Origin of the sequence: Streptomyces caelestis (assembly GCF_001279005.1) — a bacterium.
Lineage (GTDB): Bacteria > Actinomycetota > Actinomycetes > Streptomycetales > Streptomycetaceae > Streptomyces > Streptomyces heliomycini.
In genome coordinates this window covers 227,664-248,599 of record NZ_LGCN01000265.1, presented here as the reverse complement: position 1 = coordinate 248,599, position 20,936 = coordinate 227,664, and the positions used below count along the sequence as shown (strand labels likewise).

The 20,936-nt window shown below is 71.2% G+C and carries 20 protein-coding genes and 1 riboswitch; of the genes, 8 read left to right on the top strand and 12 right to left on the bottom strand.

What is annotated here, in order from left to right; all coding sequences use genetic code 11:
• Window positions 1–17 precede the first annotated feature (17 nt).
• Window positions 18–1,457, bottom strand: coding sequence for a gamma-aminobutyraldehyde dehydrogenase (locus ADK41_RS36875; RefSeq protein WP_030824881.1), 1,440 nt, complete (start codon window positions 1,455–1,457; stop codon window positions 18–20).
• A gap of 207 nt (window positions 1,458–1,664) precedes the next feature.
• Here ADK41_RS36875 and ADK41_RS36870 point away from each other — a divergent pair, with 207 nt between their 5' ends.
• The 7 genes from ADK41_RS36870 to ADK41_RS36840 all read left to right on the top strand — a co-directional run bounded on the left by ADK41_RS36870 (window position 1,665) and on the right by ADK41_RS36840 (window position 8,539).
• Complete coding sequence (locus ADK41_RS36870) at window positions 1,665–2,183, top strand: Lrp/AsnC family transcriptional regulator (protein WP_030824878.1); 519 nt, start codon at window positions 1,665–1,667, stop codon at window positions 2,181–2,183.
• A complete protein-coding gene (locus ADK41_RS36865) occupies window positions 2,168–3,559 on the top strand; it encodes an aspartate aminotransferase family protein (protein ID WP_380954902.1) in 1,392 nt (463 codons plus the stop codon). The genes ADK41_RS36870 and ADK41_RS36865 overlap by 16 nt, the downstream gene beginning before the upstream one ends.
• Window positions 3,560–3,776: 217 nt before the next feature.
• Entirely contained in the window at window positions 3,777–4,526 is a 750-nt protein-coding gene (locus ADK41_RS36860) for an ABC transporter ATP-binding protein (RefSeq protein WP_030824874.1), read from the top strand.
• Entirely contained in the window at window positions 4,508–5,842 is a 1,335-nt protein-coding gene (locus tag ADK41_RS36855; protein ID WP_030824873.1) for a hypothetical protein, read from the top strand. The genes ADK41_RS36860 and ADK41_RS36855 overlap by 19 nt, the downstream gene beginning before the upstream one ends.
• 111 nt (window positions 5,843–5,953) lie before the next feature.
• A complete protein-coding gene (locus tag ADK41_RS36850; RefSeq protein WP_030824870.1) occupies window positions 5,954–6,361 on the top strand; it encodes a VOC family protein in 408 nt (135 codons plus the stop codon).
• 212 nt (window positions 6,362–6,573) lie between these two features.
• A complete protein-coding gene (locus ADK41_RS36845; RefSeq protein ID WP_030824868.1) occupies window positions 6,574–7,695 on the top strand; it encodes an LOG family protein in 1,122 nt (373 codons plus the stop codon).
• A gap of 148 nt (window positions 7,696–7,843) precedes the next feature.
• The gene (locus tag ADK41_RS36840; protein WP_030824867.1) at window positions 7,844–8,539 is read left to right on the top strand and encodes an LAETG motif-containing sortase-dependent surface protein; all 696 of its coding nucleotides are present in this window, start codon (window positions 7,844–7,846) and stop codon (window positions 8,537–8,539) included.
• A gap of 246 nt (window positions 8,540–8,785) precedes the next feature.
• On the opposite strand, the gene ADK41_RS44150 is transcribed toward ADK41_RS36840, so the two are convergent.
• The 6 genes from ADK41_RS44150 to rlmN all read right to left on the bottom strand — a co-directional run bounded on the left by ADK41_RS44150 (window position 8,786) and on the right by rlmN (window position 14,478).
• Window positions 8,786–8,968, bottom strand: coding sequence for a hypothetical protein (locus ADK41_RS44150; protein ID WP_063756518.1), 183 nt, complete (start codon window positions 8,966–8,968; stop codon window positions 8,786–8,788).
• A 21-nt stretch (window positions 8,969–8,989) separates the two neighbouring features.
• Window positions 8,990–9,286 (bottom strand): hypothetical protein, encoded by a 297-nt coding sequence (locus tag ADK41_RS44145; RefSeq protein ID WP_063756517.1) that lies wholly within the window; start codon window positions 9,284–9,286, stop codon window positions 8,990–8,992.
• A gap of 120 nt (window positions 9,287–9,406) precedes the next feature.
• Complete coding sequence (locus ADK41_RS36830; RefSeq protein ID WP_030824864.1) at window positions 9,407–10,426, bottom strand: ABC transporter ATP-binding protein; 1,020 nt, start codon at window positions 10,424–10,426, stop codon at window positions 9,407–9,409.
• Window positions 10,427–12,028, bottom strand: a complete 1,602-nt coding sequence (locus tag ADK41_RS36825; protein ID WP_106979441.1) for an ABC transporter permease — start codon at window positions 12,026–12,028, stop codon at window positions 10,427–10,429.
• Between the two features lie 47 nt (window positions 12,029–12,075).
• Window positions 12,076–13,161: a thiamine ABC transporter substrate-binding protein gene (locus ADK41_RS36820; RefSeq protein ID WP_030824860.1), complete on the bottom strand. Its 1,086-nt coding sequence runs from the start codon at window positions 13,159–13,161 to the stop codon at window positions 12,076–12,078.
• 80 nt (window positions 13,162–13,241) lie between these two features.
• Window positions 13,242–13,347: riboswitch (TPP riboswitch) on the bottom strand.
• A gap of 24 nt (window positions 13,348–13,371) precedes the next feature.
• Entirely contained in the window at window positions 13,372–14,478 is a 1,107-nt protein-coding gene (rlmN, locus tag ADK41_RS36815; RefSeq protein WP_030824858.1) for a 23S rRNA (adenine(2503)-C(2))-methyltransferase RlmN, read from the bottom strand.
• A 220-nt stretch (window positions 14,479–14,698) separates the two neighbouring features.
• On the opposite strand from rlmN, the gene ADK41_RS36810 reads away from it, so the two are divergent.
• Window positions 14,699–16,039, top strand: a complete 1,341-nt coding sequence (locus ADK41_RS36810; RefSeq protein WP_234318707.1) for a PP2C family protein-serine/threonine phosphatase — start codon at window positions 14,699–14,701, stop codon at window positions 16,037–16,039.
• Between the two features lie 16 nt (window positions 16,040–16,055).
• Here ADK41_RS36810 and ADK41_RS36805 read toward each other — a convergent pair whose 3' ends face one another.
• The 5 genes from ADK41_RS36805 to rpsB all read right to left on the bottom strand — a co-directional run bounded on the left by ADK41_RS36805 (window position 16,056) and on the right by rpsB (window position 20,722).
• Entirely contained in the window at window positions 16,056–17,180 is a 1,125-nt protein-coding gene (locus ADK41_RS36805) for a phosphatidate cytidylyltransferase (RefSeq protein ID WP_030824853.1), read from the bottom strand.
• Window positions 17,180–17,737 carry a ribosome recycling factor gene (gene frr, locus ADK41_RS36800; protein WP_030824850.1) on the bottom strand — a complete coding sequence of 186 codons (558 nt, stop codon included), beginning with the start codon at window positions 17,735–17,737 and terminating at the stop codon, window positions 17,180–17,182. The genes ADK41_RS36805 and frr overlap by 1 nt, the downstream gene beginning before the upstream one ends.
• Before the next feature lie 121 nt (window positions 17,738–17,858).
• Entirely contained in the window at window positions 17,859–18,617 is a 759-nt protein-coding gene (pyrH, locus tag ADK41_RS36795; protein WP_030824848.1) for a UMP kinase, read from the bottom strand.
• Between the two features lie 191 nt (window positions 18,618–18,808).
• Window positions 18,809–19,645, bottom strand: a complete 837-nt coding sequence (gene tsf / locus ADK41_RS36790) for a translation elongation factor Ts (protein WP_030824845.1) — start codon at window positions 19,643–19,645, stop codon at window positions 18,809–18,811.
• A gap of 159 nt (window positions 19,646–19,804) precedes the next feature.
• On the bottom strand, window positions 19,805–20,722 hold the full coding sequence (gene rpsB, locus ADK41_RS36785; RefSeq protein ID WP_030824842.1) for a 30S ribosomal protein S2: 918 nt from the start codon (window positions 20,720–20,722) through the stop codon (window positions 19,805–19,807).
• Window positions 20,723–20,936 lie beyond the last annotated feature (214 nt).

The following is a 20,936-nucleotide window of genomic DNA, read 5'->3' as shown; positions in this document are numbered from 1 at the left end:
GGCCGACGCCTTGGCGCTTACGCGTCCAGGGACGTCATCACGTGCTTGACCCGCGTGTAGTCGTCGAAGCCGTACGCCGAGAGGTCCTTGCCGTAGCCGGACTTCTTGAAGCCGCCGTGCGGCATCTCCGCGACCAGCGGGATGTGCGTGTTGATCCACACGCAGCCGAAGTCCAGCCTCTTGGACATCCGCATCGCGCGGGAGTGGTCCTTGGTCCACACCGAGGAGGCCAGCGCGTACTCGACGCCGTTGGCGTACGCGACGGCCTGGTCCTCGTCGGTGAAGGACTGGACGGTGATGACCGGACCGAAGACCTCCTTCTGGACGATCTCGTCGTCCTGGTTGAGGCCGGAGACGACGGTCGGGGCGTAGAAGTAGCCCTTGTCGCCGACGCGCTTGCCGCCGGCGACCACGCGCGCGTGCGCCGGCAGCCGCTCGATGAAGCCCTCGACCTGCCTGAGCTGGTTGGCGTTGTTGAGCGGACCGAAGAACACGTCCTCGTCGTCCGGCATACCGGTCTTCATGCCGGCGGCGGCCTCGGCGAGCGCGGAGACGAACTCGTCGTGGATCGACTCGTGCACGAGGACGCGCGTGGCGGCCGTGCAGTCCTGTCCGGCGTTGAAGAAGCCCGCCTCCGAGATGCCCTCGACGGCCTTGGCGACGTCGGTGTCCTCGAAGACGACGACCGGGGCCTTGCCGCCCAGTTCCAGGTGGACCCGCTTGAGGTCCTTGGACGCGGATTCGGCGACCGACATGCCGGCGCGCACCGAGCCGGTGATGGACGCCATCGCCGGGGTGGGGTGCTCGACCATCAGTCGGCCGGTGTCGCGGTCGCCGCAGACGACGTTGAAGACGCCCTTGGGCAGGATCGAGCCGAGGATCCCGGCGAGCAGGACCGTGGAGGCCGGGGTGGTGTCCGAGGGCTTCAGGACGACCGTGTTGCCCGCGGCGATCGCCGGGGCGAACTTCCACACGGCCATCATCATCGGGTAGTTCCAGGGCGCGACCTGCGCGCAGACGCCGACCGGCTCGCGGCGCACGAAGGAGGTCAGCCCCTCCATGTACTCGCCGGCGCCCTTGCCCTCCAGCATCCGCGCCGCACCCGCGAAGAAGCGGATCTGGTCCACCATCGGCGGGATCTCCTCGGTGCGGGTCAGCCCGACGGGCTTGCCCGTGTTCTCCACCTCGGCCGCGACGAGTTCCTCGGCGCGCTCCTCGAAGGCGTCCGCGATCTTCAGCAGGGCCTTCTGGCGCTCGGCCGGGGTGGTGTCGCGCCAGCCGGGGAACGCCTCGGCGGCGGCCGCCATCGCGGCGTCCACATCCGCCTGCCCGGACAGCGGAGCGGTCGCGTACGCCTCGCCCGTCGCGGGGTTGACCACCTCGGTGGTCCGGCCGTCGGCGGCGTCCCGGAACTCACCGCCGATGTAGTTGCGCAGACGACGCAGCTCGGTGCTCACTGCAGGCCCTCCTGGTGTTCCTCGTGGGTGTCCGAGGTGTCTGGGGTGTCGAGAAATGTCGAGTGTCCAGCCTCTGAGAAACCCACCCTAGACCGACAGCTGATGTTTTCAACACCCCCACCCGCCCCACTCCTGCGAAATCCGCAAGCAGAGACGCTTCAGACAACGAAATTCATCGATCAAGCCTTGCGAAACTGTCGATACGTCGTGCACAGTGGCACCGTGGCCAGTCGAAGCGCAGATCCGAAGGACTCCCGCGAGTCCAAGAACGGCGGCCGTCCCCCGCTGGACGCCGTCTCCCTCGCCATCATCGAGCAGCTCCAGGAGGACGGCCGCCGGCCGTACGCCGCCATCGGCAAGGCCGTGGGCCTGTCGGAGGCCGCCGTGCGCCAGCGCGTCCAGAAGCTCCTCGACCAGGGCGTGATGCAGATCGTCGCCGTCACGGACCCGCTCACCGTGGGCTTCCGCCGCCAGGCGATGGTCGGGATCCACGTCGAGGGCGACGTGGAGGCCGTGGCCGACGCGCTGACCGCCATGGACGAGTGCGAGTACGTGGTGATGACCGCGGGGTCCTTCGACCTCATGGTCGAGATCGTCTGCGAGGACGACGACCACCTCCTGGAGGTCATCAACGGACGCATCCGGGCCGTTCCCGGGGTGCGCTCCACCGAGAGTTTCGTCTACCTCAAGCTCAAGAAGCAGACCTACATGTGGGGAACCCGATAATCGTGAGCACCGGCAGCACCGAGGACCTCAGCAGGTCCGCGTACGACCACCTGTGGATGCACTTCACCCGCATGTCCTCGTACGAGAACTCCCCCGTCCCCACCATCGTCCGGGGCGAGGGCACCCACATCTACGACGACAAGGGCAGGCGCTACCTCGACGGCCTCGCGGGCCTGTTCGTGGTGCAGGCGGGCCACGGCCGCCAGGAACTCGCGGAGACCGCCGCCAAGCAGGCCCAGGAGCTGGCCTTCTTCCCCGTGTGGTCCTACGCCCACCCCAAGGCCGTGGAGCTCGCGGAGCGGCTCGCGCACGAGGCCCCGGGCGACCTCAACAAGGTCTTCTTCACCACCGGCGGCGGCGAGGCGGTGGAGACCGCCTGGAAGCTCGCCAAGCAGTACTTCAAGCTGACCGGCAAGCCGACCAAGTACAAGGTCATATCCCGCGCGGTGGCCTACCACGGCACCCCGCAGGGCGCCCTGTCCATCACCGGACTGCCGGCCCTGAAGGCCCCGTTCGAGCCGCTGGTGCCGGGCGCGCACAAGGTGCCCAACACCAACATCTACCGGGCGCCGATCCACGGCGACGACCCCGAGGCGTTCGGCCGCTGGGCCGCCGACCAGATCGAGCAGCAGATCCTCTTCGAGGGCCCGGACACGGTCGCGGCCGTCTTCCTGGAGCCGGTGCAGAACGCCGGCGGCTGCTTCCCGCCCCCGCCCGGCTACTTCCAGCGGGTGCGCGAGATCTGCGACCGGTACGACGTGCTGCTCGTCTCCGACGAGGTCATCTGCGCCTTCGGCCGGCTCGGCACCACCTTCGCGTGCGACAAGTTCGGCTACGTGCCGGACATGATCACCTGCGCCAAGGGCATGACCTCGGGTTACTCCCCCATCGGTGCGTGCATCGTCTCCGACCGCCTGGCCGAGCCGTTCTACCGGGGCGACAACACCTTCCTGCACGGCTACACCTTCGGCGGCCACCCGGTCTCGGCGGCCGTGGGCATCGCCAACCTCGACCTGTTCGAGCGCGAGGGCCTCAACCAGCACGTGCTGGACCACGAGGGCGCCTTCCGCGCGACCCTGGAGAAGCTGCACGACCTGCCGATCGTCGGCGACGTCCGCGGCAACGGCTTCTTCTACGGCATCGAGCTGGTCAAGGACAAGAACACCAAGGAGTCCTTCGACGCCGACGAGACCGAGCGCGTCCTGTACGGCTTCCTGTCGAAGAAGCTCTTCGAGAACGGCCTGTACTGCCGTGCCGACGACCGCGGCGACCCGGTCGTCCAGCTCGCCCCGCCGCTGATCTCGAACCAGGAGACCTTCGACGAGATCGAGCAGATCCTGCGCGCGACCCTCTCGGAGGCCTGGACCAAGCTGTAGGCCATTGGAGGTTCCGATCTTCCTTCTGAATGATCAACACCGGCCCCGGTGCCGCCCGTTCGAGTGAGAAACGGGCGTCCGGGGCCGTGTGCTGTCCCGCCTCTCGTCGCGGCCTGCCTAGCGTGCGAGTGACCGATCGGCCCTGCCTTCGTTCCCCCGGACGGGGGACTTACCCGAACCGCGCACGGCATTTCCGATCCGAACCGAGGTGTACGCCATGGTGGCCCCACCGGACAACGACGTGCTCTGGGCGCGAGCCCTGCACTACCGGTACGACGACGGCTCGCCCGGACTGAGCGGGGTCTCGCTCGGTGTCCGGGAGGGCGAGATCCTCGCCGTCGGCGGCCCGCGCGGCAGCGGCAAGACGACCCTGCTGCGCTGTCTGTCCGGCCTGCTGACCGCACGCAGCGGCGAGGTCTGGTTCAACAGTGTGCCCGTGCACACCATGAGCCCGGCCGTCCGCGAGCGGCTGCGCCGGGACCACTTCGGCTGGATCGACCCGGACCCGCTGCTGGTGCCCGAGCTGAACGTCTGGGAGAACACCGCCCTGCCGCTGATGCTGCGCGGCGTCGGCCGGCGCCGCGCCAGGACGGCGGCCCTGGAGTGGCTGGAGCGCCTCGACATCGGCGACGGGGCCCGCAAGCACCCCGGGGAGCTGACGCAGGCCGAGCGGCAGCGGGTGTGCATCGCCCGCGCCCTCGCCCCGGCGCCCTCGGTGCTGTTCGCCGACGAGCCGACCGCCCCGCTGCACCGCGTCGACCGCACCCACGTGCTGCGCACGCTCACCACCGCGGCCCGCTCGCACGGCATCACGGTGGTCCTCGCGACCGACAACCCGCAGACCACGGCCCTCGCCGACCGCACGGTGCCGCTGCTCGACGGACGGCGCGTGCGCACCGTACACCTGCCGCCGGTCTCCGGGGCGGCCGAGCCGGAAGGCCGGGCGGCGTGCTCGCTCTCCGTCTGACCCGAGGCGCCCACCCCGCCGTCCAGCTGCGCCGTCTCCTGGTCGCGGCCGCGTCCGCGGGCACGGGCTTCCTGCTGCTCAGCGCCCTCGGTCACGCGCTGAACCACCCCGACCCGTCCGCCTCGGCGCTCCGGCTGGCCTGGTGCGCGGTCCCGCTGGCGGCCACCGTGCACTTCGCGGTCGCGGTCGCCCGCACCGATCCGGGCACCCGGCCCCGGACCGGCCTGTCGGCGATCGGGCTCGGCCCCGCCCGGCTGGTGGCGCTCTCCGCGGCCACCACGGCGCTGTCCTGCGTGCTGGGCTCGACGCTGGCCCTGCTGGTCTTCCTCCAGCTGCGCGGCGACCTCACCGGCACGCCCTTCGAGGGCGCCGCGACGGACTTCCTCGCCGCCGGCCGGCCGCTTCCGCTGCCGGCCGCCCTGACCCTGCTGGCGCTGGTGCCGCTGAGTGCGTCGGCGGCCGTGGCGGTGGCGCTGCGGCCGCGTGAGCCGGCGGCTTACGCGGCCCGCGCGGGGCGGACGTACGGCCGGTTCGGCGCGTACCGGCGTACGGCGGTGCGCGAGTCGTTCGGGTCGTACGGCCGGTTCGGCAGGCAGCTGGGGACGGCGGCACGCGGCCGGCGTACGGCCGGGGCGGCACCGGAGCAGGACGGGGACGCTCCCCGGACCTCGACGGAGGCCTCCCCCGACTCCCCCGAGGTCTCCGCCGAGGTCCCGCCCGCCGTGCCGCTCGCGCCGCCGTCCGGGCTGCCGTGGGGTGTCGCGGTGCTGGCGGTCGGTCTGGCCGTGGAGGCCTTCGCGAGCCGTACGGGCGGCGGGAGCACGCCGGGTGACCGGCCCTCCGCGCTGCTCGGGCTGGCCCTGACCGCCGTCGGTCTCGCCCTGGCCGGTCCCGGCCTCACCCATCTGTGCGGCCATCTGCTCCAGACGGCACGGCCCGGCGCGCCGCGCCTGCTGGCCGGACGGGTCCTCATGGCCGAGGCCACGCGCCTCGGACGCCCGCTGGGCGTGGTCTGCGCGGTGATGTCGGCCGCGTACGCCCTGGCCTCGCTGCACGACCGCGAGGACGCCTCCTTCGGCCCGCTCGTCGTGCTCGGGGTGCTGCTGGTGGCCGGCTGCACGACGGCGACGCTGCTGACGGCCGCCGTCGAGGCCAGGCAGGCCCGCGCCGACACCACCGCCGCGCTGCGGCGCCTCGGGGCGGCCACGGGGACGCTGCGCCGGGCCGCCGCGCTCCGCGCGGGCTCACTGCTGGCCCTGTTCGGCCTGCTGACCCTGGTCGTGGCCGAGCTGTCGGCGTGGCCGCTGGCCCGCTGAGGGGCCGGCGGGAACCCGGTCCGAAAAAAATCCCCGCGGGCCGATGAGTTCCGCGCGGGCCCCCGGTCCACCCCCACGAACACCACGGAACCGCACGGGAGAGGCCCCGCCATGTACCAGCAGATGATCTTCGTGAATCTGGCCGTCGACGACCTCGAGGCCTCGAAGAAGTTCTTCACGGAGCTCGGCTACTCGATCAACGCGCAGTTCAGCGACGAGACCGCCGCGTCGGTCGTGATCAGCGACACGATCGTCGCGATGCTGCTGACCAGGCAGAAGTACGCGCAGTTCACCAAGAAGGAGATCGTGGACGCCACGAAGAGCAGCGAGGTGCTGCTCGCGCTGAGCGCCGAGAGCCGCGAGAAGGTCGACGAGCTGGTGGAGAAGGCCGTCGCGGCGGGCGGCTCGGTCACCGGCGAGACCCAGGACCACGGCTTCATGTACGGCCGCGCCTTCGACGACCTCGACGGCCACACCTGGGAGGTCATCTGGATGGACCCGGCCGTGGCGCAGGGCTGACGCGCACTCGGGCCCAGTGCCGTCCGGATCAGGTCGGCTCCGGTGAGCGGTGCCTCGCAGCCGGGCCGAACGGGGCCGTGCCGTGCGCCGCAAGGCGGAGGAGGACGCCGGGGCGAAGCCCCGGCAGCCGACGGCGACGCGGCGAGGTGCGGCACGGTGCCGGGCCCCCACGACCCCGACGAGGCCCGAACGGCACCCCCTAGCATGGGCGGGTGCAGACGAGTCCCGCCCATGCCGTCCATCACGGGGACCGCGAGATAGAGACGCTCGAGGAGTTCGACGCGATCGTCTCGTCCCGCGGCACGCTCTCCGGATTCCGTGTCCAGTCCGTCGATCTGACCGACCGGACACGGGAGTTGCTCACCACCGACACCACCGGGGCCGTCTTCCTCGGCTGCCGGATGCGCCCCGACGCGGCGGAGAGGATCCGCGCCGACGGCGCCCTGGTCCTCCCGCCCCTCCCGGGCCTGCCCTTCGACCCGTACCGAGGCCGTCTCTACACGCCGGACGACCTGTTCGCCTCGCTCGACAAAGGGTACGAGGCGACCCCGGACGCGCTGGCCTACGCCTGGTTCCAGCGGACCAAGGCGGACGGCGACGTCTTCGCCTCCATGCTGCGCGCGGTCCACGACGACTCCATGTCCGACGCCCTCGACGAACTCCTGCGCGGAGCGAGGGTCGTGGGTGTGATGGGCGGTCACGCGATGGCCCGCGGCACCGAGGAGTTCCGGGGCGCCGCCCGGCTCGGACGGGCGCTGACCCACGCCGGCTTCACGGTGGCGACGGGGGGCGGTCCGGGCGCGATGGAGGCGGCGAACCTCGGCGCCTACGCGGCCCCGTACGACGACGCCGTGCTGGACGAGGCCTGCGAACTCCTCTCGTCGACGCCCTCGTTCACGCCGTCGATCACCGACTGGACGCGTGCCGCCTTCGAGGTGCGCGCCCGCTGGCCGAAGGGCAACCACTCGATCGGCATCCCCACCTGGTTCTACGGCCACGAGCCGCCGAACGCCTTCGCCTCGCACATCGCGAAGTACTTCGCCAACGCCACCCGTGAGGACGGGCTACTGGCCCGCTGCAACGCGGGCGTGGTCTTCCTGCCGGGCGCCGCCGGCACCGTGCAGGAGGTCTTCGACAACGCGACGCCGAACTACTACGAGTCGCGCGGTGAGCCCACACCCATGGTGCTGGTGAACCGGGCGCACTGGACGGAGAGGCTGCCGGCCTGGCCGCTGCTGCGGTCGCTCGCCCGGGAGCGCCCGATGGAGACCCGGATCGCTCTGGTCGACCGGATCGAGGAGGCTCCGGAGGCCTTGAAACGTCTGGGTGGTTAATAAGAAGGCAAAGCTCGGTGCCACTATAGGCATATGCGTTGACACTACTTATGCGGCGCTTATAGACCTGAGAGTCACCCGGGAGTGCTGATGCTCCGTCAACACTCCCTCAACCCCCCGCATTTGCGCATTCCCGTAAAGGACAAACGTGGCAGTTCTGTCCGTATCCCGTCGCACCGTCGCGCGCTCCGTGCGCGCCCTCGGTGTCGTCTCCGCGTCCGCCGCCCTCGCGATCGGCGTCGCCGGCAACGCGGCGGCCTGCAACATCACCGAGTTCTCGGCCGAGGCCGAGTGCGTCGGTGGCAAGGGCGTCATCACCGTCACCGACAAGGACCCGGCCGGCGTCCCCGCCACCATCACCGTGTTCCTGCAGGACAAGCAGATCGGCGAGCAGGTGGTCAAGGGCACCCGCGAGGGCACCACCATCACCTTCGAGGAGGACTGGAAGCCGAACGCCGAGTACCGCATCCACGTCAACGCGAAGCCCTACGTCGACGAGGACATCAAGCCGAACCTGGTCACCCCGGCGACGGCCTGCACGACGGAGGAAGAGGAGCCCCCGGCCGAGGAGGAGCCCACCCCGACCCCGTCGGAGTCCTCCTCCACCCCGGCCGAGGAGCCCGGCACGCCGGCCCCGTCGCCGTCGCCGTCGGAGAGCGAGAGCACCGTTCCGGCGGACACCTCGAACAACGCGCCGTCCCCGGCCGGTGAGTCGAACCTCGCCGAGACCGGCGCCAACTCCAACACCGGTCTGATCGTCGGCGTCGCGGCCGCCCTGGTCGCGGTCGGCGGTGGCGCGGTCTTCTTCGGCATGCGCCGCCGCGGGGCGAACAGCCAGAGCTGACGCCTCACGGACACACGGATGGCCCGTCCCCTCTCCGGGGGCGGGCCATCGCCGTCGTCGGCCGCGCGGCCGGACGTCGCCCGCTCCGGCCACCACTCCGGCACCTCCCGACCACCTCCACCCGCGGCGCGTCCGGCGGCAGCCGCCGGCAGAAGGCGAGCAGCACGGAGGTGAGCGGGCCGCGCAGGGCGACCGCGGCCTTCGCGTGGCCGCGGCGCCGGGAGGGACCGTCCTCGGCGCGTTCGATCAGCCACTCCGCGTCGGCGGCGTGCGGATGGACGGTGCGCCGGGGCCGCGCGGTTCGTGCACCGTGTCCTCGCGCGGCGTCCGCTGCGCCCACTCCACGATCTCCGGCCACTCGTCGACCGCGTCGGCGGCGGCGTCGGACGCGACCTCGAAGGGCAGCCCGGCCGCAAGGGCCGCGTCCACGGTGCACGATCAGCTCGCGCGTCATACGGCGGGCCCCAGGTGTGGGGCGGCCCCGGCGTCGCGGACGCCCGCCCGGCTCCGCGCCTTCACGTCCGGCCCGGCGTCCCGCAGCGCACCGGTGATCAGCCCGCCGCACTCCGCCGGCCACGCGTCCGGCGCGCCGGGGCCGCCCCGCACCTCGGGCCCGTCGATTCCCGGCACCCGCTCCTCGGGGACCTCGTCCTCCGCCCCGGTGCGCACCACCGGCGCGGCCCGGCACAGGGCGCCGCCGGCCTGTCGTACGAGCTGCTCAAGGGACCGGTCGGGGGTGGTGGGCACCGTACCGGACAGGTCGCCGAACGTGACGACGGTCCGCGACCGCCCTGTCCGACGGGCGTTCTCCCGGCATTAGCGGTCGTGCGCGGGTCGCGTCGTGCCGCACGCCCCGAGGAGCCGCGCTCATCCCAGCACCGCGATCTCCGTCGCGTCGAACTCCACCCCGACCTCGTCCCCGACCTCCGGCGCGGCCCTGAGCGCGCAGGCCGCCTCCAGGCGGGGGGCGTCCTCGGGCTGGAGGCGGACGGCGACGTGCGTGCCGCGGAAGGTGCGCGCGGCCACCGTGCAGCGCAGGCCCTCGTCGGCCGGGACCAGCCGGACGCCGGCGGGCCGGACGAGGAGCGTGCGGGCGCCCTGGGGGGCGCCGTCCGGCACGGGCGCCTTGCCCCAGGGGGTCACGGCGACGCCGTCCACGACCGTCGCCTCGACGACGTTCTCGAAGCCGAGGAAGCGGGCCACGAAGGCGTCGGCCGGACGCTGCCACACCTCCAGCGGCGTCCCCGACTGGGCGATCCGCCCGTCCCGCATCACCACGACCCGGTCGGCCAGTGCGAACGCCTCACCCTGGTCGTGGGTCACGGCGAGCACGGTGGTGCCCAACCGGCCGAACAGCTCCCGCAGTTCGACGACCAGCCGTTCCCTCAGCGACCGGTCGAGCTGCCCGAGCGGCTCGTCGAGCATCAGCAGCCGGGGGCTCGGCGCGAGGGCGCGGGCCAGCGCGACACGCTGCTGTTCCCCGCCGGACAGCGCGGCGACGGCGCGTCCGGCCGCCCCCGGCAGGCCCACAAGGCCCAGCAACTCCCTTACCCGTTCCGACTGTTCGGTGCGCGACGCGCCGTGCATCCGCAGTCCGAAGGCCACGTTGCCGCCCACGTCCCGCTGCGGGAAGAGCTGGTGGTCCTGGAACATCAGCCCGACCCCGCGCTTGTGCGCGGGCACCCCCGCCTGGTCGTGTCCGTCGAGCCGGATCCGCCCGGAGTCGAGGGGCTGCAGTCCGGCCACCGCCCGCAGCAGCGTCGACTTGCCGCTGCCGCTGGGGCCGAGCACACAGACGATCTCGTGCTCGGCGACCCCCAGGTCGACGGCGTCCAGCACCGCCCGCCCGCCGAAGCGGACGGTCGCGCCCTGAAGGCTCAGCAGCATCTAGAACTCCCCGGTCCGGTCGGTCCGCAGTCGCTCCAGCACCAGCAGCGCCACCGCGCACACGATCATCAGAATCGTCGACAGGGCCATCGCCTGGCCGTAGTTGAGGCCCCCGGGCCGCCCCAGCAGTCGTGCCACGGCGACCGGCAGGGTGGGGTTCTCGGGCCGTGCGATGAACACCGTCGCCCCGAACTCCCCGAGCGACACCGCGAAGGCGAACCCGGCCGCGATCAACAGCGCCCGCCGCACCATCGGCAGGTCCACCTCCCGCCACGCCCGCCACGGCGACGCCCCGAGCACCGCCGCCGCCTCCCGCAGCCGTACGTCCACGGCCCGCAGCACCGGCAGCATGGTCCGTACGACGAAGGGGACGCCGACCAGCGCCTGGGCGAGCGGGACCAGGATCCAGGAGGCGCGGAGGTCCAGCGGAGGCTCGTCCAGGGCGATCAGGAAACCGAAGCCGACGGTCACCGCGGACACCCCGAGCGGCAGCATCAGCAGCGCGTCGAAGCCGCGCACCAGCCGTCCCGCGTCCCGCCGGGTCAGCGCGACGGCGGCGAGAGAGCCGATCAGCACGGCGATGGCGGTGGCGGCGACCGCGTACTGCAGCGAGTTGCCGACCGCCTCGATCGGAGCGGCCAGGAACACTCCCCCGTCGTCCTCGGTCAGCGTCCGGTAGTAGCCGAGTCCGGCGGCCCCGAAGGACCGCTGCACCAGGACCGCGAGGGGCAGCAGGATCAGTACGGCGACGGTGGCGACGACTGAGCCCAGCAGCGCCCACTGCCCGGCGCCGCGCGGTCGGCGTGCGGTCGCCGAGGCGTCCACCAGCCGCAGCGCGGTCTCCCGGCGCCGTACGGTCCAGGCGTGCAGGGCGAGGATCGCGCCCACGGCGACGAACTGGATCATCGTCAGGACGGCGGCCGTGGACAGGTCGAAGATCTCGGAGGTCTGCCGGTAGATCTCCACTTCGAGGGTGGAGAAGGCCGGCCCGCCGAGGATCTGGACCACGCCGAAGGAGGTGAAGGTGAACAGGAAGACCATCAGCGCGGCGGCGGCCACGGCGGGCGCGAGCGCGGGCAGGGTGACGGTGCGCCAGGCCGCGAACCGCGAGGCGCCGAGCATCCGCGCGGCCTCCTCCTGGCGCGGGTCGAGCTGGGACCACAGTCCGCCCACGGTGCGCACGACGACGGCGTAGTTGAAGAAGACGTGCGCGAGCAGGATCGCCCACACCGTGGTGTCCAGCCGTACGCCCCACAGTTCGTCGAGCAGCCCGCCGCGTCCGACGAGCGCCATGAACGCCGTGCCGACGACGACCGTCGGCAGCACGAACGGCACGGTGACCACGGCCCGCAGCACCTGTCTGCCGGGGAAGTCGAAGCGGGCGAAGACATAGGCGCCGGGCAGGGCGATCAGCAGGGTCAAGGCGGTGGAGACGAGGGCCTGCCAGGTGGTGAACCACAGGACCTGGCGGACGTCGGACTGTGCCAGCACGTCCCCGATCCGCCCGGGCTGCCAGGTCCCGCCGGTCTTCAGCCCGCGCGCGACGATCGCGGTGACGGGGTAGGCGAAGAAGACCGCGAAGAACGCGACGGGCACGGCCATCAGACCGAGCCGCGCCGCGCTCCCGCGCCGCCCCGCCGCAGTACGCGTCACTTCAGTACGAGCGAGGTCCACGACTTGACCCACTGGTCGCGGTTGGCGGCGATCCTCTCCGGGTCCATGGTCCGCGGGTCCTTCGCCTGCGGCCCGAACTTCACGAACTCCTGGGGCACCTGGGCGCCCTCCACCACCGGGTACACGAACATGTTGAGCGGCATGTCGTCCTGGAACCGCTTGCCGATCAGGAAGTCGAGCAGCGCCTTGCCGCCCTCGGGGTTCTTCGCGTTGCTCAGCAGTCCCGCGTACTCGACCTGGCGGAAGCAGGTGCCCTCGGCGACGCCGGTGGGGGCGGTGTCCGGCTTCGGGTCGGCGTAGACGACCTCGGCGGGCGGCGAGGAGGCGTACGACACCACCAGCGGCCGGTCGGCCTTGGCCTGCTTGCCGCCGGCCGAGCCGGAGAACTCCTCGTTGTAGGCCTGCTCCCAGCCGTCGACCACCTTCACGCCGTTGGCCTTGAGCTTCTTCCAGTAGCCCGGCCAGCCCTCGTCCCCGTACTTCGCGGCGGTGCCGAGGAGGAAGCCGAGGCCGGGTGAGGAGGTGGAGGCGTTCTCGACGACGAGGAGGTCCTTGTACTCGGGCTCGATCAGGTCGTCGAAGGTCTTCGGCGGTGTCAGGTCGTGCTCGGCGAACCACGCCTTGTCGTAGTTGACGCAGACGTCGCCGGTGTCGACGGGGGTGACCCGGTGCCTGTCCTCGTCGACCCGGTACCCGGGCAGGATCTTGTCCGCGCCCTTCGCCTCGTACGGCTGGAACAGCCCGTTGTCGAGGGCGCGGGACAGCAGGGTGTTGTCGACGCCGAAGAGGACGTCGCCCTGGGGGTTGCCCTTGGTCAGAATGGCCTTGTTCACGGCCTGCCCGGCGTCGCCGTCCTCGAGGACCTTCAGCCGGTAGCCGGACTGCTTCTCGAACGCGGCGACGACGTCCTTCGACACGGCCCACGAGTTGTGGCTGACGAGGGTCACGGTCTTGGACCCGCCGCCGCTGCCGTCGGCGCCGTCGCCGGACGACCCGCACGCGGACAGCGTGGCCAGCCCCAGCCCGACGGCCAGGACCGTGACCTTCTTGGTGATGCCCACTTGATTCCTCCTGGAGTGACCAGGAAGAGACGCGGCCCTGCCCGGGGCCCCTCTGCGGGGTCCCGGGCAGGGCGCAACAGCTCGAGTGATGACCGATCTCCCTACCCAGAATGACCTGGGCCAGGTTCGGAGGGTCTGCGGCCGGTGCCGCACTCTCAGCGCTGTGGCGCTCCCCTGTCGGAATATGAAGATGTGCTTACGCGAGTCACCTTACCGCTCGCTCGCGGCGAGCTGACCGCACGCCCCGTCGATCTCCTGCCCACGGGTGTCCCGGATCGTCACCGGTACACCGTGTGCGGCGATCGCCTCCACGAACGCCTTCTCGTCCTCGGGACGGGAGGCGGTCCACTTGGAGCCGGGCGTGGGGTTGAGCGGGATGAGGTTGACGTGCACCGGCCGGCCCTTGAGCATCCGGCCGAGCCGGTCGCCCCGCCAGGCCTGGTCGTTGATGTCCCGGATCAGCGCGTACTCGATGGACAGCCGCCGCCCCGACCGGGCCGCGTACTCGAACCCGGCGTCCAGCACCTCGCGCACCTTCCACCGCGTGTTCACGGGGACGAGGGTGTCGCGCAGCTCGTCGTCGGGGGCGTGCAGCGAGATGGCGAGCCGGCACTTGAAGCCCTCGTCGGAGAACCGGTGGATCGCCGGCACGAGACCGACGGTCGACACGGTGATCCCGCGCTGCGACAGCCCGAGCCCGTCCGGCTCGGGGTCGGTGAGGCGGCGGATGGCCCCGACGACCCGGTTGTAGTTGGCGAGCGGCTCACCCATGCCCATGAACACGATGTTGCTCAGCCGCGCCGGGCCACCGGGCACCTCTCCGTCCCTCAGCGCCCGCATCCCGTCCACGATCTGGTGCACGATCTCGGCGGTGGACAGGTTCCGGTCGAGGCCGGCCTGCCCGGTCGCGCAGAACGGGCAGTTCATGCCGCAGCCCGCCTGGGAACTGATGCACATGGTCACCCGGTCCGGGTAGCGCATCAGCACGGACTCGACGAGCGTGCCGTCGAACAGCTTCCACAGCGTCTTGCGGGTGGTGCCCTGGTCGGTCGACAGGTGACGTACGACCGTCATCAGCTCCGGAAGCAGCGCGTCCCGCAGTGCGGCGCGGGAACCGGCGGGGATGTCGGTCCACTGCTCCGGTTCGTGCGCGTACCGCGCGAAGTAGTGCTGCGACAGCTGTTTGGCGCGGAACGGCTTCTCACCGACCGCGGCGACCGCCTCCTTGCGCTCGGCGGGCGTGAGATCGGCAAGGTGCCGCGGCGGCTTCTTGGCTCCGCGCGGCGCGACAAAGGTGAGTTCTCCGGGCTTAGGCATGGCTGTACCAGTGTCGCAGATGCCCGCGGTGACCGGACTCCGCGCCGGAGCGGGTTCCGCGGCCGCCCGCGCATCCGCCGCCCGCGCACAGTACGAATGTCCAGCAATAGGATGTAAGCCCCGAAAAGGGACCAAGGGCCCTAGGCGGACGCGGGGCTTGCTTCGTTTCCTGGAGTGAGCGGGTGAGGAGCGTTTGTCCCCACAACCGGAGGTGGTCGCGGTGCGAGCCGACGCCGGCGGAACGACCGTCCTCGACGTCTGGCGGCGGCCCCTGGTCCGCGTCCTGCTCTTCTGTCTCCTCCCGGTCGTCCTGCTGGGGGTCGACGCGCTCACGTCACCGGACGTGCGTCTGGGGCCGCTGATGGTGGCGGGCCCGACCTTCGCCGCGATCTTCTGCACCCCCCTCTGCGTCCTCGTGGTCCTCGCCGTGACCGTGCCGTGCGCGGTGCTGGCCGCCGCGCTGAACCTGCAGTTGGACAGCAGCAACTTCCCGGTCCAGATGGGCACCATTCTGCTGATCAGCGTGGCTTCCGTGGCGGCCAGTGCGGTGCGGGTGCGCGGGGAGCACCGGCTGGCCGCCTCCCGTTGGGTGGCCGAGGTCACCCAACGGGTACTGCTGCACCCACTGCCGCGCCGAACCGGCCCCTTCGACGTGGCTTCGCTGTACCTGGCGGCGGACGAGGAGGCCGCCGTGGGGGGCGACCTCTACGGCATCGCCCGGTGCGGGCCCGGCACACGGGTGCTGATCGGGGACGTCCAGGGCAAGGGGCTGGCCTCGCTGGAGATGGTCAGCTGTGTGCTGACCAGTTTCCGGCGATCGGCACGGCACGGCCTTTCCCTCGGCGAGACGGTCGCCGAGATCGAGGCGGCGTTCCGCGAGGAGGTCCAGGAGCAGTGCGTCGTGAAGGATCCGGGCGTCCGTCCGGCCGGGGGCCCCACGGCCGAGTCGTTCGTCACCGGTCTGCTGGTCGACCTGTCCGATGACGGCGGCGTGCGCATGGTGAACCTGGGACATCCGGCACCCCTGCTGTTGCACGAAGGCGTCGTCACCGCCCTCGAGCCGTCCGTTCCGGCCCCTCCGTTGGGTCTGGGGGACCTGAGCGCCGACGAGCCCGTCGTGGACACCGCCGACATCCCGCCCGGGGCCACACTGCTGCTGCACACCGACGGGGTGACCGAGGCCCGCGACGCGTCGGGCGCCTTCTATCCGCTCGCCGAGCGGGCACGGCGCTGGACGGACCGGGAGCCGGACGCCCTGCTGGCCGCTGTCCACGCCGACCTGCGGCGGTACGCGAGTTCCCGCCTCGTGGACGACGTCGCCATGGTGGCGCTGCGCCGCTCCCCCGTCCCCACCCCGGCCGGCCACACGGCGGCGGACGGCCGCCGCGCACCGCGCACCCCGCCGGAGGCCCACCGAGCCGGTGACGGAGCACGCCCCCGGCTCGGCCGACCGGTCTCCGCACGCCGGGGTGTGTCCGGTGTGCGGGTCGGGACGGGAACGGCGGAAGGGGCCCACCCCGATGGGCGGGCCCCTTCCGGAACCTCGCGACGACAGCCGTGACGGCCGCGGGACCGGATCAGCCCGATCCGACGAAGAGTACGAGGAGCAGCCACACCACCGGTGCCGTCGGCAGCAGGGAGTCCAGGCGGTCCATGATGCCGCCGTGACCGGGGAGCAGCGTGCCCATGTCCTTGATGCCCAGATCGCGTTTGATCATGGACTCGCCGAGGTCGCCCAGCGTGGCGCTGGCCGCGACCGCGAGACCCAGGAGCAGGCCCTGCCACCAGATGCCGTCGTCGATCAGGAACTGCATGCACAGCGCGCCGGCGGCCATCGCGAAGGCCACCGCGCCCAGCAGGCCCTCGCGGGTCTTGCCGGGGCTGATGCGCGGGGCGAGCTTGGTCCTGCCGAAGCGCCAGCCGACGGCGTACGCGCCGGTGTCGCTGACGACCGTCAGCAGCAGGAAGGTCAGGACGCGCCACGGACCGTCGTCGGCGGTGAGCATCATGGCGACGAAGGTCGCCAGGAACGGCACGTAGAACGCCGCGAAGACACCCGCCGTGACGTCCTTGAGGTAGCCCTCGGGCGGCGCCGTCATACGCCAGACCAGCACCGCCAGCGTGGTGAGCGCCATGGCGACCCACGCGCCCTCGGCCCCCCGGGCGTATCCGGCGGCGACCATGGCCGCACCGCCCAGCGCGAGCGGCACCAGGGGCGCCTTGATGCCCTTGCGCTCCCGCAGCCGCGACGTCAGCTCCCACAGGCCCACCACCACGGCGACGGCGACCACGCCGACGAAGACCGCCTTGACGACGAACAGCGACGCGACGATCACCACGCCGAGTCCGACGCCGACGCCTATCGCGGCACCGAGATCCCGCCCCGCGCTCTTCTTCTGCGGTGCGGGCGCCGGCTGCGGGGCGTCGGACATGGGCTCCGGATTCTGCGGCACCTCCCCCGGAAGGGGTCGGGCCCGCGTCGGCTCGTCTCGGAACAGGGGGCCGCTCAGCCGAGCGGCCCCTCGGTCCGCATCCTGGTCTCCGCCGTGTTCGGGTACGTCGGGCACGATGGGCATGGGACGCGTGTGCTGCGCGTTGTGCGCATCGTACGCGGGACCCGCCGGAGCGGCCCCCCAGTCCTGCCCGTGGTCGGACGGCCCCCAGTACCCGGTCTGCGGCGTCCCCCAGGAAGAGTCGTTCATCAGACCTCGAGCAGCTCCGCTTCCTTGTGCTTCAGGAGTTCGTCCACCTGGGCGACGTACTTCGCGGTGGTGTCGTCGAGCTCCTTCTCCGCACGGCGGCCCTCGTCCTCGCCGACCTCGCCGTCCTTGATCATCTTGTCGATGGCGTCCTTGGCCTTGCGGCGCACGGAGCGGATGGAGACCTTCGCGTCCTCACCCTTGGTCTTGGCGACCTTGATGTAGTCACGGCGGCGCTCCTCGGTGAGCTCGGGGAACACCACACGGATGATGTTGCCGTCGTTGCTCGGGTTGACGCCCAGGTCGGAGTCGCGGATCGCCTGCTCGATGTTGCGCAGCGCGCTCTTGTCGAACGGCGTCACCACGGCCATGCGCGGCTCGGGCACGGAGAACGAGGCCAGCTGGTTGATCGGCGTCAGCGCGCCGTAGTAGTCGGCCACGATCTTGTTGAACATCGCCGGGTGCGCACGGCCGGTGCGGATCGCGGCGAAGTCCTCCTTGGCGACCACGACGGCCTTCTCCATCTTCTCCTCGGCCTCGAGGAGGGTCTCTTCGATCACCACTTGCTCCTGCGTGTCTTGAGTAGGCCCGGCCGCGGTTCCTCGTCGGGGGCGGCGGCCGGCTGCGTCGCGTCTTCTTCCTGCACGGTTCCCGACCGGCAGGACATTGTCCATCCCCCGGTCAGTTGCGGCCGGCTTGGTCGCCCACCAGCGTGCCGATCTTCTCACCCTTGACGGCGCGGGCGATATTGCCCTCCTTCAAAAGCTCGAAGACGACGATCGGGAGGCTGTTGTCACGGCAGAGCGTGACGGCCGTGGCGTCGGCGACCTTCAGGTCCCGGGTGATGACCTCGCCGTAGCCGAGCGCGTCGAACTTCACGGCGTCCGGGTTGGTCTTCGGGTCGGAGTCGTAGACGCCGTCCACACCGTTCTTGCCCATGAGCAGCGCCTCGGCGTCGATCTCCAGGGCGCGCTGGGCGGCGGTGGTGTCGGTGGAGAAGTACGGCATGCCCATACCGGCGCCGAAGATGACCACACGGCCCTTCTCCAGGTGCCGCACGGCGCGCAGCGGGATGTAGGGCTCGGCGACCTGCCCCATGGTGATGGCGGTCTGCACGCGGCAGTCGACGCCCTCCTTCTCCAGGAAGTCCTGGAGGGCGAGGCAGTTCATCACGGTGCCGAGCATGCCCATGTAGTCGGAGCGGGCACGGTCCATGCCGCGCACCTGGAGCTCGGCGCCGCGGAAGAAGTTGCCGCCGCCGATGACGATCGCGATCTGCGCGCCGTCCCGGACGACGGCCGCGATCTCACGCGCGATGGCGTGCACCACGTCGGGATCGACGCCCAGGCCTCCGCCACCGGAGAAGGCCTCTCCGGACAGCTTCAGCAGAAACCGGCCGCGTACTTTGCCGTCGTCGCTCTTCTCAGCCTTGGTGGTCATCGTCGGATCCCGCCTCTTTCACGTGTTGCACATACGAAGAAGGCCATTGCCGGTGGGGCGTGGTTCACATCCCATGCGGCAATGGCCTCCTCGTCAGATCTGCTGTCGTCCGGCACGCGTGCGTGCGTGGACGCGTGTCCGAACGACTGCTGTCGACCCTATCGGGGTCGCACGCCCGTCGCGGTACGGACTCAGATGCCGACCTTGATGCGCGTGAAGCGCTTCAGGGTGACACCGGCCTCGTCCAGGACCTTCTGGACGGACTTCTTGTTGTCCAGCGCGTAGGGCTGGCCGAGCAGCGTGGCGTCCTTGAAGAAGCCGTTGAGGCGACCCTCGACGATCTTCGGCAGGGCGGCCTCGGGCTTGCCCTCGGCGCGGGTGGTCTCCTCGGCGACGCGGCGCTCGGACTCGACGACCTCGGCCGGCACGTCCTCCTTGGAGAGGTACTTCGGCGCGAAGGCGGCGATGTGCTGGGCGACGCCCTTGGCGATCTCGGCGTTCGGCTTGTCCAGCTCGACGAGGACACCGATCTGCGGCGGCAGGTCGGGCATCGTGCGGTGCATGTACGCCGTCACGTAGCCGTCGGAGAACTGGGCGAAGCGGTCCAGGACGATCTTCTCGCCCAGGGTGGCGTTGGCCTCGTCCACGAACGCCTGGACGGTCTTGCCGTCCTCGATCTCGGAGGCGAGCAGGGCCTCGAGGTCGGCCGGGGAGGTCTTGACGACGTGCTCGGCGATGGTGGTGGCCACGGACTGGAACTTGTCGCCCTTGGCGACGAAGTCCGTCTCGCACTTCAGCTCGACGAGGACACCGGAGGAGTTGTCGTCGGCGATGATCGAGACCACGGCGCCGTTCTCGGCGGAGCGGCCCTCACGCTTGGCGACGCCCTTCTGGCCCTTGATGCGGAGCGCCTCGACGGCCTTCTCGACGTTGCCCTCGGCCTCGTCCAGCGCCTTCTTGCAGTCCATCATGCCGGCGCCGGTGAGCTCCCGGAGCTTCTTGACGTCGGCGGCGGTGTAGTTCGCCATGAGTCTCTGAATCTTTCTCGAAGTCTGGAGGTTCGGAGATCCGCGGGGTCGGGGGGCCTGCTCGACGGCAGATGCCCGACACGCCGCCGACCTACGGGTGAACGGCGGGAGCGGAGGTGGATGTCACCGCTCCCGCCGTCATCGGCTCTGACGGGGCGGTCAGGCCTGCTCGGCCTCGGCGGCCTCGGCAGCGGGGGCCTCGGCGGCGGGGGCCTCGGCGGCAGGGGCCTCGGCCGGCTGCTCGGCGGCGGCCGGAGCGGCCTCCTCGGCCTTGTTCTCGTCGGCCTTGTCCTCGTCGGCCTTCTTCTCGCCCGCGAGCAGGTCGCGCTCCCACTCGGCCAGCGGCTCGCCGGCGGCCTTCTCGCCCTTGCCGGCCTCGGCGACACCGGAGCGGGACATCAGGCCCTCGGCGACGGCGTCGGCGATCACACGGGTGAGCAGGGTGACGGAGCGGATCGCGTCGTCGTTGCCCGGGATCTTGTAGTCGACCTCGTCGGGGTCGCAGTTGGTGTCGAGGATGGCGACGACCGGGATGTTGAGCTTCCGGGCCTCGCCGACCGCGATGTGCTCCTTCTTGGTGTCCACGATCCAGACGGCGCTGGGCACCTTCTGCATCTCGCGGATACCGCCGAGGGTCTTCTCCAGCTTGGCCTTCTCGCGGGAGAGGACCAGCAGCTCCTTCTTGGTGAGGCCGGAGGCGGCCACGTCCTCGAAGTCGATCTGCTCGAGCTCCTTGAGGCGCTGCAGACGCTTGTAGACGGTCGAGAAGTTGGTGAGCATGCCGCCCAGCCAGCGCTGGTTGACATAGGGCATGCCGACGCGGGACGCCTGCTCGGCGATGGCCTCCTGCGCCTGCTTCTTCGTGCCGACGAACATGACCGTGCCGCCGTGGGCGACGGTCTCCTTGACGAACTCGTAGGCGCGGTCGATGTACGACAGCGACTGGAGCAGGTCGATGATGTAGATGCCGTTGCGCTCCGTGAAGATGAAGCGCTTCATCTTCGGGTTCCAACGACGGGTCTGGTGACCGAAGTGGACGCCGCTCTCCAGCAGCTCCCGCATCGTGACGACGGCCATGGCCGTATCTCCTTGAATTTCTCGGTTGTGCCGCGGGTGCCGGACGGCTCCCGCGCCTGACGCCCGCGACGCGCCGTTGCCACGAAGGACCGAGGGGCGCTGACCTCAGGACTGCGGCCGTGACCGGTCCTGATGTCGGGGCGTGCGAAGTCGACCCGGTGACCCGGATCGCCACCAGAAGTGTACGGGACCCGCGAGGCGCCGGGTGACGCCG